The sequence below is a fragment of the Mycobacterium ostraviense genome (genome assembly GCF_002705925.1).
Classification (GTDB): domain Bacteria; phylum Actinomycetota; class Actinomycetes; order Mycobacteriales; family Mycobacteriaceae; genus Mycobacterium; species Mycobacterium ostraviense.
In genome coordinates this window covers 3751066-3765413 of sequence record NZ_NKRE01000001.1, presented here as the reverse complement: position 1 = coordinate 3765413, position 14348 = coordinate 3751066, and the positions used below count along the sequence as shown (strand labels likewise).

Here is a 14348-nt window from a genome sequence, read left to right as displayed (position 1 = left end):
CACGATCGGGATGGTCAGCCCCATCAACTACGAGAACGCTGCGGCCACCAACCGGGAAGCCGCATAGAGGAAACCTCCACGATTTGGGGGGAACCACAGTTGCGCGGCCCGGATGGGCCGGTGGAGTTGTGTCCGCGCCGCTCGCGGTGCACCGGCTGCGAGGTGACGCATGTGTTGTTGCCGGTGAGCGCGTTGCTGCGCCGCGCCGACACCGCGGCGGTGGTGGTGTCGGCGCTGGCAGCGAAGGCCACGAGCGGGGCTGGGTTCCGCTGGATCGCCGCGGATGTGGCTCGCCCGGCCGAGACGGTACGCGGCTGGCTGCGCCGCTTTGCTGAGCGGGCCGAGGCGGTGTGCTCGGTGTTCACCGTGTGGGTGCGCGCGGTGGCTGCCGATCCGGTGATGCCGGATGCGGCCGGCGGGGTATTCGCCGACGCGGTGGTGGCGATTGTGGCGCTGGCGACGGCAATTACTCACCGGTTTTTGCTGCCCGAGGTGTCGCTGGCCCAGACGGCGGTGGCGGTCTCGGGTGGGCGGTTGTTGGCGCCGGGCTGGCCCGGCGAGCGCTTGCAACACGAGTCGACCCTGCCGCCGACATCGATGAGGCCGTAAATCTTTGCGCTGTTGTGTTTTTCAAGGACAGCAAAGGAGGCAATCGGTGGCGGTTGGCGATGATGAGGCCAAGATTCGGGGCGAACGGGCCCGGGCGATCGGGTTATTTCGGTATCAATTGATTCGCGAGGCCGCCGATGCGGCGCTTTCCACCAAGGCGCGGGGAAAGATGGTGCGCGAGCTGGCCTCGCGTGAGCACACCGACCCGTTCGGGCGGCGGGTGCGCATTTCCCGCCAAACCCTCGACCGCTGGATCCGCGACTGGCGGGCTAACGGGTTTGATGCGCTGGTGCCCAACGCGCGCCAGTGCACCCCGCGCACCCCAGCAGAGGTGCTGGAGCTGGCGGTGGCGCTGCGCCGAGAAAACCCGCAGCGCACCGCCGCGGCCATTCAGCGGATCCTGCGCACCCAGCTGGGCTGGGCGCCCGATGAGCGCACCCTGCAGCGCAACTTTCACCGGCTGGGGCTGACCGGCGCCACCTTCGGGTCGGCGCTAGCGGTGTTCGGCCGGTTCGAGGCCGAGCACCCCAACGACCTGTGGACTGGGGATGCGTTGCACGGCATACGGATTCAACTCCGTAAGACGTATCTGTTCGCGTTTTTAGACGATCATTCCCGGCTTTTGCCCGGCTACCGGTGGGGTTATGCCGAGGACACTGTGCGCCTGGCCGCCGCGCTACGCCCAGCACTGGCCTCCCGCGGTGTCCCCAAGGCCGTCTATGTCGATAACGGTTCAGCCTACGTCGATGCGTGGTTGTTGCGGGCATGCGCGAAACTCGCTGTGCGCCTTGCTCATTCCACACCAGGTCGACCCGAAGGCAGGGGAAAGATCGAGAGATTCTTTCGCACGGTGCGCGAGCAGTTCCTGGTCGAGATCACCGGCGAACCCGACCTCGTCGGCCGGCATTACGTCGCTGATCTGGCCGAACTGAACCGGCTTTTCGCGGCCTGGGTCGAGACCGTCTATCACCGCACGGTGCATTCCGAAACTGGGCAGACCCCGCTGGCGCGCTGGTGTGCCGCCGGCCCGATTCCGCTGCCCGCGCCAGAGGCGCTCACCGAGGCGTTTTTGTGGGAGGAGCACCGCCGCGTGACCAAGACCGCCACCGTCTCGCTACACGGCAATACCTACGAGGTCGACGCCGGCTTGGTGGGGCGGAAAGTGGAGCTGGTGTTCGACCCGTTACGCGGAATTCCGCGTAACGGGTCTATTTGGTGCATCGGCTGCCGGCCTGGTCGCAGAATCTGACCGCCAAGATCAAGAAGCGGCCCAAGATCCACGTCGTCGACAGTGGTTTCGCGGCCTGGTTACGCGGGCAAAGCGCCGACTCTCTGGCCAGGCCAACCGCGGAGGGCGCGGGCCCGATCATGGAAACGTTCGTGATCAACGAGCTGATGAAACTACGTGCGGCGGCCGATCTCGAGGTCGACCTGTATCACTTTCGCGACCGAGACGGACGGGAGATCGACTGCATCCTCCAGACACCGGACGGCCGCGTCGTCGGTGTCGAGGTCAAAGCCTCGATGACAGTGAACGTCCATGACTTTCGACACCTGTCATTCGCGCGCGACCGTCTCGGCGACCAGTTCATCACCGGCGTTGTCTTCTACACCGGTGCCCGGGCACTGCCATTCGGCAACCGATTGATGGCACTACCCATCAACCTCCTCTCGAGCGGACAACCTTTTCCGGTCTGTAGTCGCATACCCGATTGGCTTACAGCACGGGCAGGTTGGAACGTCTCCACCAAATGTCGCGGGGCAAGGATCCATTGACATGAATCGGAGTCGGGCAGCCACTCGCGGACATGATCGGTTCCCCACCTTTTCGAGGTTCCAGTAACGTCGTTGCCATTTCACCGCGTCGTGATCGTCGCTACCGCTTGGCAGCCACCACAATTCCGGGATCGTGAACATGCAGCCGCGCCGCCATCGAATGCGCAAGCTGGCCCGCCTGGACTCCGCGCGGCAGTGGGTTCGCTCCGGAGCCCAGGTCACCGTACGTGCGTATGCCAAGCGGTATGGCGTCGACCACTACACCGCGCATGACGAACTAACCGCAATCGGGTTTCCACTGCCGGCCAGCGCGGAGAAATGGGCGCAGCGACCACCCTCTGTGCCGCGCAAACGTCGGCGGCGCGCCGATGAGGTCGACGACGCTGTCCCCGACCGGGTCTGGGTGAGTGATCGTCGGATGTTCGTCGTCGGCTACACACCCGGCGGTACTCCATTCGGCTGCTACGAAGACGAAATCACCGACTTCCCGTAGGCGGCGGCGTGCCGGCGTAGTCCGTCGTGCCTCGCCCGATAGCCTGGCGCCACGTACCACGAAAGAGGAACTGAATGCTGGTCCTGCACGGGCGGCCAGTGGGTGGCGGTGGATCCCGAACAACTTCGGCGGGGGCTGGAGTTCCTGGCGCGCGAGCCGACGGGGCAGGCGACCGCGGCCGAGATCCTCGCGCTGGCCGCCCGCCACCCCGACGACGCCGACACCCCGCTGGAGGTCACCGCGGTGCGGGCCGACGGCTGGCTTGGCGACCTGCTTAGCGGCGCCGCGTCCGAATCGCTGCAATCCGTCGAGCCGCCGCCCGGGTTCACCGCGACACTGCGCCCCTACCAGCAGCGTGGCCTGTCCTGGCTGGCGTTTCTGTCCTCGCTCGGGCTGGGCAGCTGCCTGGCCGACGACATGGGGCTGGGCAAGACCGTGCAGTTGCTTGCCATGGAATCGCTTCAGCGCCACCAGGATCCCGGACATCGGAGCCACGCTGCTGCTTTGCCCGATGTCGCTGGTGGGCAACTGGCAGCGGGAGGCGGCCAGGTTCGCCCCAGGCCTGCGGGTCTACGCCCACCACGGCGGCACAAGGCTGCGCGGCGACGCGCTACGCGAGCAGCTCGCGGACACCGACCTGGTGGTTAGCACCTATGCCACCGCCACCCGCGACATCGACGAACTGTCCGGACACGAGTGGAACCGGGTGGTACTTGACGAGGCGCAGGCGGTGAAAAACAGTTTGTCCCAAGGGGCTAGGGCAGTGCGGCGGCTTCAGGCGGGGCACCGGGTGGCACTGACCGGCACCCCGATGGAGAACCGCCCCGCCGAGCTGTGGTCCATCATGGACTTCCTCAACCCCGGATTGCTCGGCTCATCCGAGCTGTTCCGGACGAGGTATGCGATCCCGGTCGAAAGGCACGGGCAGACCGCGCCGGCCGAGCGACTGCGCGCAATCCACCCGCCCCTACCTCCTTCGGCGACTCAAGACCGATCCCACCATCATCGATGACCTGCCCGAGAAGATCGAGATCAAACAGTACTGCCGGCTCACCACCGAACAGGCGTCGCTGTATCAGTCAATCGTGGACGACATGCTGGAAAAGATCGAGAACACAACGGGAATCGAGCGGCGCGGCAACGTGCTTGCCGCGATGGCGAAGCTCAAGCAGGTCTGCAACCACCCGGCGCAACTGCTGCACGACCGGTCGCCGATCGGTGCGCGGTCCGGGAAGGTCATCAGGCTCGAGGAGATCCTGGAGGAGATTCTCGCCGAGGACGACCGGGTGTTGTGCTTCACCCAGTTCACCGAATTCGCCGAGATGCTGGTGCCGCACTTGGCTGCGCGCTTCGGTCAGGACGTGCTGTATCTGCACGGCGGCATCCCGAAGAAACGCCGGGACGAGATAGTCGCGCGCTTCCAGGCCGGTAACGGTCCGCCAATCTTCCTACTGTCGTTGAAGGCCGGCGGCACCGGTCTGAACCTCACCGCGGCCAATCACGTTGTGCACCTGGACCGGTGGTGGAATCCCGCCGTCGAGAACCAGGCGACCGACCGCGCGTTTCGGATCGGGCAGCGGCGCAGAGTGCAAGTGCGCAAGTTCATCTGTACGGGCACCCTCGAGGAAAAGATCGACGACATGATCGAAGAGAAGAAGGCGCTGGCCGATCTTGTGGTCAGCGACGGCGAGGGGTGGCTGACCGAGCTGTCCACCGGCGATCTGCGCAAGGTTTTCGCGCTGTCCGAGGGAGCCGTCGGTGAGTAACTGGTTCCCGTCGCCGTCGCGCCCACGCCCGGTCGAGGGCGGACTCAAGGCCAGGAGCACGCGCGGCGCGATCGCCCAGACGTGGTGGTCCGAGCGGTTCATCGAGGTGCTGGAAGACATCGCGATCGGCAACCGGCTGCAACGCGGCCGAAGCTATGCCCGCAAGGGACAAGTGATCTCGATGGACGTGGGGTCCGGGCTCGGTCACCTCGCAGGTACAGGGCAGCAGGGCGCGCCCATACCGGGTTCGGATCGGGATCGCCGCGTTCGACAAGACGGAGTGGGCACAGGCCGAACGTGCCCTGGCCGGTAACGCCTGGTACATGGCGACGTTGCTCGCCGGTGAGATGCCCGAGGATATCGAGGATGTCTTTGGCACGCTGGGGCTTTCGCTGTTCCCGACGACCGCGCGGGAACTGTCCCTCGATTGCTCCTGCCCGGACCGTGCGGTGCCGTGCAAGCACCTGGCGGCGACGTTCTATCTGCTAGCCGAGTCCTTCGACGAGGATCCGTTCGCCATCCTTGCCTGGCGCGGACGCGAGCGCGAGGACCTGCTGGGACAACCTGCAGGCGGCCCCGTTCGGGTTCCCCGGCAGCCGACGGGGCCGAGCTGCCGGGCCGGCCCCTTGCCGAGTGCCTCGACTCCTACTTCGTCAGACAAGCGGACACGAACACGCCGAGCCCGCCGGTGACCTCGACGACGACCCTGCTCGATCAGCTTCCCGATGTCACCATCGTGGTGTGCGGTCGGCCGCTGGCCGAGCTGCTGCGGCCCGCCCATCTCGCACTTGGGTGCGGCGATCTCAGCGACTGATGCGGCAGCGCATGCACCGTGCTTCTTCACCGTGGGGCTGCGTCGCCCCACGCAGCCAACAGAAATCAGCGCCGGGACGGCGAGATTCCACGCGTTCAGCCTCTCATTGAACACGATCACCCCAATGCCGCATGTGCGGCGTTTCAAACACCTCGACAGCTACCGCCACCCCGACCATCCGCTCCCCGAACAGCCACCCCTGCATCCCGAAGAAGAAGAACAACTCCCCCCCGACTCCCACGCAGCCAGGATCGACATTCCCGCAACCGAACTATCCACCCAGCCTTGGAACCCCGAACTCGTCGAGCCCGACCCCCTCACCCAGCCCAGCGACAGTGCCGTCGAACTCGGCGGCCTAGACTTTGCCAACCTTGCCCGCCACCGTGTGCAACCGCCACCGCTGCCCGCCGCACTGCTTGACGTCACCACCTTGCGCAGCCAATACCAGCAAGCCCTAACCGACTACAAAGCTCTGTCCGACCGTGTGACCATCGGCGACGGACCCGCGATGCGCAACATCGCCCCGCGCATCACCGAGCTACGCCAACGCGCCGACGCCGACCGCCCCTACCTACTCGCCGTCTAGGACGTCATCGCCGAATGGGCCGACGCCGAAGCCAAATACGAAGCAGCGCTTGCCAATATTGACTGGGCGCGCAACCAACTCGCCCAACTTCAAGGCGAACCCGACGTCGACCCACTCGACATCGCCTCGGCCAAACTGGATGTCCGGCTGCGCCAAATGGCACTACCTGACACCGCCCCCGCTGAGCGCTACCAGGCAGCGTTTCACGAAGCACTCGCCGCACGCGCACAAGCCGCCGGCGGTGCAGAACACATCATCAGCGGCGACGACGTCGACACCATGATGGCCGCCGCCAGAGACCAAGACAACCTCGTGCTGCGGGAAGCTCGCCGCCACTGCAGCCAGATCCGCCGTGACCTCAACCGCGCCGAACTCACCGCCGCCGCCGCATTTGCCACCGCCGAAACCCGCTCCGCCGAACACGTCACCGCCCAACTCAAGAGCCTCGACACCGAACTGCGCGTCAACAGGTGAGCGCGTCCGCGCCCACACCGACAGCAGCGGCGCGCTGCAGCACCCCCCTGCCACAATCCACCAGAAAAATTTGACCGCTCGCGCGCACCAGCATAGACGGGCCAGCCCGCAGCGGATCCGGAATCGGGCTTCCCGTGCCCAGCAAAGTAACTTCAATCACGCCACAGGTATGCCAAAACCACTGCCCCAGCGCCAGTGCCCCCGGAGGCCCGGTGCTGGCCGGCCGCAACACCGTGCATCGTCCGTCGGGGCGTGATAGATAGTTGAAAACATCACTGCGGCGGCATGTTTCATTGAAAGGCATCGATTCATGCATTCGCCGTGTCGGAGTCGACGACGTCATTGCCCTCCCCCAATAGGGGGAGAGGATTTCATCCTTCAAATCCGGCGTTTATCCGATTGATTTGGTGCGATCGTCCGCCGACAGTAATCAGTGCGGCAAACAGCGGTTTGCAACGAAGTCAACCAGACAGGGGAATCGACATGGATGGCACAGCCCAGCCGATGCGCAGCGGCAAGAGATGTCGCCGGCACCGTCGAACAGTAGGTATCACAGCCAGAATCCAGTCCGTCCCCACCCCCGCCAGCTCCGGCCGGCCACGTCAACGCATGCGCCAATGTGGGTCGGTACGTCAACGTCAGCGGCTGCGTCGGCACCAGCTAGTCTGCCGACCGCCGTGCGCGCACGAAAGGGCACGACCCACAGCGGCGAAATCGCCTGGGAGATAAAGGAAATCGGCCGCGACATTCATTACGTTGCGACGACAAGGACCTTCGACGGGTCCTGTGGATCGACTCGTACCGGCACCTCGGCACCAACCTTGATATGCGGGGCCGTCGACAGCTCCAGGGCGATGCGCCGCGTGGCGCGCTATGGGTCGCGGTCCGAAAGCTGTACGTCCAGCTCCAGCTCGTGCTAGGAACCCAGCATCGTGGTTGCGACCTTCTCACGGATGCTGACGATCGTTGCGACACCCAACAAGCCCTCGCGCATCAGCCGCTCCCGCTTGGCGCTGAGTGCGTTGAGTTCGGCGAAGGTGTCGATCGCCTGCTTCTGGCCGGAGCGCGTCACCCGCTGGCCCGCACTGAATTTCCTCGCTAGCCGAGACCAGCCCACGGTTAATCCCTAGCACAACACTGAAGGAAGTACACATGTTCTTCAAAGGAACGGTAGATGATTGGGCTCCGGAAGGCTTCATCATCTCCTGGTTGCCCACTGAAGCTTCGTACGCACTGGCCAGGCAGGCGCCAATAGACGAGGTTCCGGCCAGCTACCAGCAGCGCCGGCACTTGCGGGTCTACCGCGAACAGAAAGCACTTGGCCGGGACATTCCACGGTTACTCATCTTTGCGTGGGATGTCCAGGGCGTGTGTGATGTGGAGTTCATGACGCACGCACTCAACACGCACATCCGGCGACACGACACATACCGTAGCTGGTTTGCGTTCAATGAAGACGATTACATTGTTCGACGCACCATCAAAGATTCCGAAGCCTTAGCTTTAGAGTTTCGCCCTGTGGATCGCGGCCCAATGACACCGCTAGAGGCCCGACAAATGCTGCTCGATACACCCGACCCGCTGCAGTGGGATTGCTTTCGCTTCGGTGTCATTCAGCGCGAGGACAGCTTTACCATCTATGCGGCGGTTGACCATCTCCACATCGACGGCATGTCGTTCCCAACGATAATTTTCGAGCTATACATGGCCTACGTCATGGCGCTTCAGGGGGCTCCGACCGTCCTGCCAGAGTCCGGGAGTTACCGGAATTACTGTGCAACGCAACAGGCCCACACCGCGAGCCTGACGTCGGAGTCGCCACAGGTGCGTGCGTGGTATAGGTTCATCGAACAAGTTGGTGGCGCCCTGCCCAGCTTCCCGCTGCCGCTCGGCGAGGTCACCGACGAAATGAACGGGGCCATGGATGTCCTCGAATTGATGGACGAAGGTCAAGGGCAACGTTTCGAGGTCGCGTGCCGTGCAGTCGGTGGGCGCTTCTGGGCGGGGGTGTTTGCGGCTGCGGCATTGGCTGAGCGCGAGTTGACCGGCGCTGAAACGTATTTCGGTATTACTCCGCTCGCCAACCGCATGGCGCTCACCGCCGTGTCTTCTGTCGGCTGGTTCGCTAGCTTAGTACCGCTGGTGATTCCGACTGCAAACTCTACGTTCGAGGAAGTACTCCTATTGGCACAGGAGTCGCTAAACGGCAGCAGGACGCTCGGCGAAGTTCCGTTCGATCACCTGCTGGAGATGAAACCGTCCGTGCCGGGCCCTATTTTCGCCGACAAGGCAGTACCACTGCTCTCCTTCATAGACTTCCGACGGCACCCCGCCACCAACATGGCGGGTATTTCGAACATTGGGCTTTGGGGTGATCACAGGTTGGCCGACGAGATACGCATGTGGGTTGGCGTCATGCCCGACAGGACTCAGCTGGTCATCTCCTACCCGGATAATCCGATCGCTCGCGATTCGGTGTACCGATACGCCGATGCGATGAAGGCGGTACTGGTCCGCGTCGCCGATCGTATCCTCGACGGGGCGGTCAGCGAAGGCTCATCCTCGTGAAATCAGCGACCATGTCGAAACGCGGTCGAAGTACAGAGCGTGTCAGAGACCGAGGCGACGGTGCAGGCCTCGTTGCGGGAGATCGTTGCAGCCGACACCGACACCCGTGCCTACCAGAACCCGCCTACCGTGACACCGGCCGTTACCGCGCCCCAACCACATTGAACGGCCCAGACCGGCAGGTTGTCAGCGTGAAATTCTTGCTGACAGTCGTCGTTATCGCTGGCATGTTCTTAGGGTTGTCCTTCCAACACCTAAATACTGTGTGGGCGTGCGTAGTTCTTGCGATATCCATCGTTCCTGTTTATGTCAATGTTTACCATCGGCTTCTTTTCGTGAAAGGTTGGCTTCTTCATCGCCAGGACCTATTTTCGTCACCTCGCATAGAGCCAGAATATGCGGAACTTCCTGATCTGGCATTAATAATTCCATCGTGTAAAGAACCATTCACCGTTGCCAAAATCACGTTCGACTGCGCCTATCGGGCTCGATACACAGGCGTCCGTGAAATCATTGTTGTAGACAACTCCCAAGACACTGGTGACCGCGAATTCCGAATGTGGAAATCTTACGTAGAATCCCACATAGGGCTGGATGACCGCGTTCGCATTGTATTTCATCACAATACGGACGCAGCGGGCTCGAAGCCGGGAAATATTGACCGAGCGCTGACGGTTATTAAGAGGTCCAAGTATGTCGTTTTCCTCGACATCGATTCATCGTTGCCTCTGAATGCGGAACTCCTTGACATCGCAGTAAACAAATTCGAAGCCGATCCTAACCTAGGTGTACTGCAGTTCCACACAGTCCCGACAAACAATCACTTCAATCAATTGAGTCGGGCAGTTGCAATTGCGCAACATTCACTACGCATAGGCCAGCTCATCAGGGCAAGCGGAGGTTTCGCGATGTTTTACGGTCACAACGCAATGTGGAGACGGTCGCTGCTGCAACTCAATGGATCTTGGCTGGAACATTACCGCGGCAATATCATTGTCACTGAAGACTTACTGAAGACGCTGGGCGTCTATGCTAACGGCTTTACCTCTCGGTATCTGAATATTTCAACAGGTGAATGGGTGCCGAGTTCCCTGAAGGCCCTCGAGGGCATGTGGATGCGCTGGACATATGGCGGATTCCAAGTCTTATTCAAATATTTCCGTCATATTGCGTCAGCAAAGGGGCTGTCTTTCACACAGCGCGTTGATCTGCTGACCTTGCTCGTAAGCTATGCCGCGAGCCCTCTCATCTATCCTGCGATGTTCTTATGGTTTACCGCCTTCCCTCCAGGCCAGGTAGCGGTAATGACGTTCGTCATCAATTTCTTCCCGCCAATGCTGTACGCCGGTTTTTTGTGGCACCACCACGGCAGCGTGGTCCGTCTCCCGCTCATCAAACGAGTATGGGACCTCTACTCGGGGATGTTCCTCATAGAGTCATTTATATCTGCGGTTCAGATACGCGCTGTGGTGAATTTTATGGTAGGCAAGAAGCAAGGGTGGCGCATTACCTCGAAAGCCGGTGAGGAGAAGCCGCGAGCTCTCCAAGTGCTGCTGCATAACACGCTTATTGTGACAATAGCCACTTTGGCTATCGCTGCGCTGATTGTCGGAGGTTGGCGCAGTGAGTTGGCCCCAAATGTGGTGATCAGCTACTTGGTGGTAGCCCTCATACCAATGCAACTGCTGTTGTGCGTCATTGTTTACGGAGGTCAGGTTCAAAACAGGCATGAAACCATCACAGATGCCACCATTGACGGGTTGGTCATGAGACGGCTTTCTAGCTTCGCTTGCTGAGGGCGAAGTTCACAATCAGACCAAGTCGGTGTTCAGGCTGCGGTGAGGGCAGCGTTTGTGAATCGATCCATACTTCGGTCGAGCTGGCGCCAGGCGCGCGCCAGATCGCTGCGGTGGACGAGATCTATTGGGAGCCTTGGGTCTAACTCGGCCAGATCGGGTGCGAGGACACGCCCGTAGACCTTCGTGAAGAGGACCGCGACGCGCCGACCCAGCGGTGTGAGTTGGTAGCGGTGATGGCCCGACAACCTGACGATGAGCCCTTTGCGTTTGTCGGCGCAGGTCGTAGGTGGCTTGTCTGCTGGTATACGGGCAGCCCACCAGGGTGGTGACAGCCCGGACCAGGGCAGGGTTGTCGAAGCCGGCGAGTAGATGGGTGAATCCGATGATGGCGGCGAACAACGCCATCACACGCGGGTCCCCGAACGGCAGTCCGGGGGCGTGTTGACCGTCGACCACCGACGGCCGGGTCACCTCGGCGAAGGTGGCCACATCCGGAGCGGGACGGGCATCGGCGGCTTGCGCGTCACATAGACATAGACGCTGGTTGGCGTTGTCGCCAACCGCCCGTAGGGCCTTCCAGTTCTCGGCGGTCACCCGCCGGCCGATGCCGAAGTCGCGGGTGTTGCAGATGACCGTTTCGGTGCGCAGCACCCGATGCTCCTTGAAATACTGTTTGATCCGGCTGGACTTGTGGTAGCAGCTGATCTGCGGGTCAACGTCTTTGGTGATGACCTGGGTGCGGAAGGTGCCCGGGGTGCGGCTGTTGATCCGCCGGTCGAAGATCAGCGCCACCTTCTCCGGCTTACCTAATGTCGAGGTGGTCGCGGATGAGCTGTTCGAAAAATGACCGCCCGGCCGCCGGTCGGTCGAATACCCTGGTGTCGGAGATCTCGAACTGCCGAACCGCCAGCTCGTAGACGTAGCCGGCGCGCAGGTCTTCGGGAGTGAACGGGGCCTGCAGAAAGATCCGATCCACCGAGTGACAGGTCAGCGTCACATGATCGCGCAGTAAAGTTGCATAGTCGGCCATCACCGCCTCCTTGGTCTCAACAACCCGAGGCTACGACCGACACGAGGGATCTCCGAACACGGAGATCCCTCGCCCTATCAGCACCTCGACCTAACGGCCGAGGTCAAACCCAGCCAGCTTCCGTATGAGGACGCTCGCTACCTCTTGGTAATTCGGAGTGCGCTGATATGCGTGGAGTGCGCCGCCGTGGAGTGAGTGAGCACACTCCACGGCGGCTGCAGCGGGCTGCAGCTGCTGCTGTCCAACCTGAACTAAAAGTCGTTCGTCGCGATTTCGCGGCCGACTTGTTGGGGGCCTGCCACGGGCTTTTTCATGGGGGGTGGTCGTGTACGGGTTTGCCTGTATCGTCACTGGTATCGCAGAAATCGTCACGATCACCGGCTACTCACAGAAGCGCTGACGTCCAGGCCGCTGCCGCGGGCGACTGCGAGCAGCCGCTTAACGATGCTCGACCTGAGGGCGGCGGGGCTCGACAAGAGCCGCTTCTGCATCTTGACCCCGAGGAACGTGTTCGCCACTTGCTCGCCGGCACGGCCGTCGACATCCGCAACGGTTGCATGCCTGCGACCCCAAGCGCCTGGCGATCTACTTCACGAAGCACTCGGCCAAGAGACGACGGGAGGGCCGTCGCCTACCAAGGACTTGATCACCGTGCCGCCCCGGCACCACAACGACCAAACCGGGGTACAACCAGCCGACACGCTGCCCACCGTCAGTGCCGGACCCCTACCCCCAGGTGGTCACCCTGAATGCCCCCGAACAGCTGGTCACGATCCCAAGCCGTCTATGGCAATTGCACCCGTCGCTTCCCCACGGCTGTCGTACCGCGGACGGCGACCCGCGCGGTCCTAAGCGTGGATGTCGCGACTGGAAAAGTACGCTACCGAACGGTCCGGCGACGACGACAACTATGTGATCGAGCGGACTCGCCGGTGGCTACGCGCTTGTCAATGACGGACCAGCGTTCGCATCCCAGCTTGCGGCGGCGTTATCGGCACGGGATGTCGAGCCGATGAAAAGAGTGCGGTCGCGCTCAGCAAGCCGAGGTCGGATTACCGTCTTCAGCGCCCTGCATTTTCTGAACAATGGGTGTGGCAACGCGCCGGTTCGTCGTCGTAGAGTCCGGCCATGGCGAGTCCTCCGCTTCCTCTCCGTTTCCCATCACGACGCCCACCGGCTTGGCAACGCTGGGTTCTCAACGCGCTCTACGCCTTCGACCGACATGCCCTCGATGACTGGGCGGGGCTGATGACCGATCACCTCCAGCGGCCCGGCGGCGCCACCGCTTTGCGCACCGCTCGCCATACGGCTGACGTCATCGGCCACGTTGAGGCCCTCAAATCGGCGGCCGCGAGGCTTGCCGCGCACGGTGACCCCGCGGCCCATTCCCTATTCGCCGATGCCACTCTGGACCTGAAATGCGCCCTCGACAGGCTCTACCGCGCCCGGGATGAGCTGCTGAAAGCCGCTGGCGCCGACAGCGTCACTGAACCGACTGAAACATTAGTGAACACCGCCGGAGACAGCGACTGATCTCCAGGCTCGCGCGAGGCACAATGACCCCATGCTCGCCTCCTGGCCAGTCATCTCTGCTGATGACTGGTCCATCGCGGGTCTTGAAAGTCAGGGTCAGCATCCACACGACTGGCTCAAGCATCCATCGCGAGAGCGCACATGGCTGTTCAAGCCGGCCCGGCCCGAACGCGACCGCTCGCTCAGTGAAGACATCGTGGAGAAGCTTGGCAGCGAGTTCGCGCAGCTGGTTGGAGTGCCCGCGGCCCCAGTCGAACTGGCTGTCCGGAACGGCATCCGTGGCGCTCTGGTTGAAGACGTGCGATTGACGAAGTGGGAACTGCAGGCTGGGCAGGTATTGATGCCCGAGGTCGTGCCCGACTATGACCCGCATGATCCAGGACAGCGCGGACACAACGTTCACAATATTCGTCAAGCCCTCACGCGGTTCGCTGTGCCGCCCGGGTCGCCCGTGCCGAAGCAGTTCGGCGCGTTCGACGCATTTGCCGGTTACCTCGTCTTCGATGCGTTGATCGCTCACGGCGACCGTCATGATCGCAATTGGGCTGTCGTCGTGCCGCCGCCGGGAGCGATGCAAACGGAAGCGTTGTGCCCGTCGTTCGATCACGCGGCCAGCCTCGGCTTCACGCTGACCGACACGGCGCGCGCTCAACATCTGCACAAGGGGACGATCGCAGATTGGGCGAGACATGGCTACGCGCGCCGGTTCGAGCATCGCCCGGGCACCCGATGGCAGACGCTTGTCGAACTGGCCGGATCTGCAGTGGCACTCTGCGAGCCGAGCACACGCGGCTACTGGCGTGAGCGAATCTTGGCCGGTGGAGTCTGAGTCCGTTGGGGATCTGGTTGCCGCCGCACCGGGACTGTCCGACGTTGCGCGCCACTTCACCGTCGAGCTGG

18 protein-coding genes and 4 pseudogenes are annotated in these 14348 nt (G+C 62.6%); 17 read left to right on the top strand and 5 right to left on the bottom strand.

The window, feature by feature from the left end:
- From CDN38_RS17575 to CDN38_RS17540, 12 genes and pseudogenes are all read left to right on the top strand, one after another.
- Positions 1 to 609 (top strand): hypothetical protein (locus tag CDN38_RS17575; protein WP_306316094.1); only part of this gene is annotated, 609 nt, incomplete at its 5' end.
- 46 nt (positions 610 to 655) lie between these two features.
- Positions 656 to 1792: pseudogene (locus CDN38_RS17570) on the top strand (DDE-type integrase/transposase/recombinase); the annotation flags it as partial.
- A gap of 23 nt (positions 1793 to 1815) precedes the next feature.
- Positions 1816 to 2292, top strand: a pseudogene (locus tag CDN38_RS17565) (DUF4143 domain-containing protein); the annotation flags it as partial.
- 226 nt (positions 2293 to 2518) lie between these two features.
- Entirely contained in the window at positions 2519 to 2878 is a 360-nt protein-coding gene (locus CDN38_RS17560) for a hypothetical protein (protein ID WP_099319095.1), read from the top strand.
- 102 nt (positions 2879 to 2980) lie between these two features.
- Positions 2981 to 3292, top strand: a pseudogene (locus CDN38_RS32450) (ATP-dependent helicase); the annotation flags it as partial.
- Entirely contained in the window at positions 3234 to 3890 is a 657-nt protein-coding gene (locus CDN38_RS32445; RefSeq protein WP_368773215.1) for an SNF2-related protein, read from the top strand. The pseudogene CDN38_RS32450 and the gene CDN38_RS32445, both read left to right, overlap by 59 nt.
- Positions 3778 to 4644, top strand: coding sequence for a DEAD/DEAH box helicase (locus tag CDN38_RS32440; RefSeq protein ID WP_368773214.1), 867 nt, complete (start codon positions 3778 to 3780; stop codon positions 4642 to 4644). Before CDN38_RS32445 ends, CDN38_RS32440 begins: the two co-directional genes overlap by 113 nt.
- Positions 4637 to 4957, top strand: a complete 321-nt coding sequence (locus tag CDN38_RS33075; RefSeq protein ID WP_233026921.1) for a hypothetical protein — start codon at positions 4637 to 4639, stop codon at positions 4955 to 4957. The genes CDN38_RS32440 and CDN38_RS33075 overlap by 8 nt, the downstream gene beginning before the upstream one ends.
- Positions 4958 to 4967: 10 nt before the next feature.
- Positions 4968 to 5336, top strand: a complete 369-nt coding sequence (locus CDN38_RS33070) for an SWIM zinc finger family protein (protein WP_233026920.1) — start codon at positions 4968 to 4970, stop codon at positions 5334 to 5336.
- The gene (locus tag CDN38_RS33065; protein ID WP_267888231.1) at positions 5333 to 5458 is read left to right on the top strand and encodes a hypothetical protein; all 126 of its coding nucleotides are present in this window, start codon (positions 5333 to 5335) and stop codon (positions 5456 to 5458) included. Before CDN38_RS33070 ends, CDN38_RS33065 begins: the two co-directional genes overlap by 4 nt.
- Positions 5459 to 5582: 124 nt before the next feature.
- Positions 5583 to 6044, top strand: coding sequence for a hypothetical protein (locus CDN38_RS17545; RefSeq protein ID WP_075510016.1), 462 nt, complete (start codon positions 5583 to 5585; stop codon positions 6042 to 6044).
- Between the two features lie 156 nt (positions 6045 to 6200).
- The gene (locus CDN38_RS17540) at positions 6201 to 6518 is read left to right on the top strand and encodes a hypothetical protein (RefSeq protein WP_075510017.1); all 318 of its coding nucleotides are present in this window, start codon (positions 6201 to 6203) and stop codon (positions 6516 to 6518) included.
- Here the strand turns inward: CDN38_RS17540 and CDN38_RS17535 are convergent.
- The 3 genes and pseudogenes from CDN38_RS17535 to CDN38_RS30970 all read right to left on the bottom strand — a co-directional run.
- Positions 6514 to 6678: pseudogene (locus tag CDN38_RS17535) on the bottom strand (ribonuclease Z); the annotation flags it as partial. The gene CDN38_RS17540 and the pseudogene CDN38_RS17535 overlap by 5 nt on opposite strands.
- 591 nt (positions 6679 to 7269) lie before the next feature.
- The gene (locus tag CDN38_RS33060; protein ID WP_438502293.1) at positions 7270 to 7362 is read right to left on the bottom strand and encodes a DUF3592 domain-containing protein; all 93 of its coding nucleotides are present in this window, start codon (positions 7360 to 7362) and stop codon (positions 7270 to 7272) included.
- A 72-nt stretch (positions 7363 to 7434) separates the two neighbouring features.
- A complete protein-coding gene (locus tag CDN38_RS30970) occupies positions 7435 to 7635 on the bottom strand; it encodes a hypothetical protein (protein ID WP_233026919.1) in 201 nt (66 codons plus the stop codon).
- Positions 7636 to 7670: 35 nt separating this feature from the next.
- Between CDN38_RS30970 and CDN38_RS17525 the strand changes: the two genes are divergently transcribed.
- Genes CDN38_RS17525 through CDN38_RS17520 form a run of 3 tightly spaced genes read left to right on the top strand, consistent with a single transcriptional unit; the run spans position 7671 to position 10882 of the window.
- Entirely contained in the window at positions 7671 to 9086 is a 1416-nt protein-coding gene (locus CDN38_RS17525; protein ID WP_075510018.1) for a condensation domain-containing protein, read from the top strand.
- A gap of 39 nt (positions 9087 to 9125) precedes the next feature.
- Complete coding sequence (locus CDN38_RS31905) at positions 9126 to 9251, top strand: hypothetical protein (RefSeq protein ID WP_267888232.1); 126 nt, start codon at positions 9126 to 9128, stop codon at positions 9249 to 9251.
- A gap of 26 nt (positions 9252 to 9277) precedes the next feature.
- A complete protein-coding gene (locus CDN38_RS17520; protein ID WP_161951606.1) occupies positions 9278 to 10882 on the top strand; it encodes a glycosyltransferase family 2 protein in 1605 nt (534 codons plus the stop codon).
- Positions 10883 to 10897: 15 nt separating this feature from the next.
- On the opposite strand, the gene CDN38_RS17515 is transcribed toward CDN38_RS17520, so the two are convergent.
- The gene (locus CDN38_RS17515) at positions 10898 to 11677 is read right to left on the bottom strand and encodes a hypothetical protein (RefSeq protein ID WP_075510021.1); all 780 of its coding nucleotides are present in this window, start codon (positions 11675 to 11677) and stop codon (positions 10898 to 10900) included.
- Between the two features lie 10 nt (positions 11678 to 11687).
- Positions 11688 to 11915, bottom strand: coding sequence for a hypothetical protein (locus tag CDN38_RS17510; protein ID WP_099319094.1), 228 nt, complete (start codon positions 11913 to 11915; stop codon positions 11688 to 11690).
- Between the two features lie 1128 nt (positions 11916 to 13043).
- On the opposite strand from CDN38_RS17510, the gene CDN38_RS17505 reads away from it, so the two are divergent.
- On the top strand, positions 13044 to 13448 hold the full coding sequence (locus CDN38_RS17505; protein WP_075510023.1) for a hypothetical protein: 405 nt from the start codon (positions 13044 to 13046) through the stop codon (positions 13446 to 13448).
- 31 nt (positions 13449 to 13479) lie between these two features.
- A complete protein-coding gene (locus CDN38_RS17500) occupies positions 13480 to 14277 on the top strand; it encodes a hypothetical protein (protein WP_233026917.1) in 798 nt (265 codons plus the stop codon).
- The last annotated feature ends 71 nt before the right edge of the window (positions 14278 to 14348 follow it).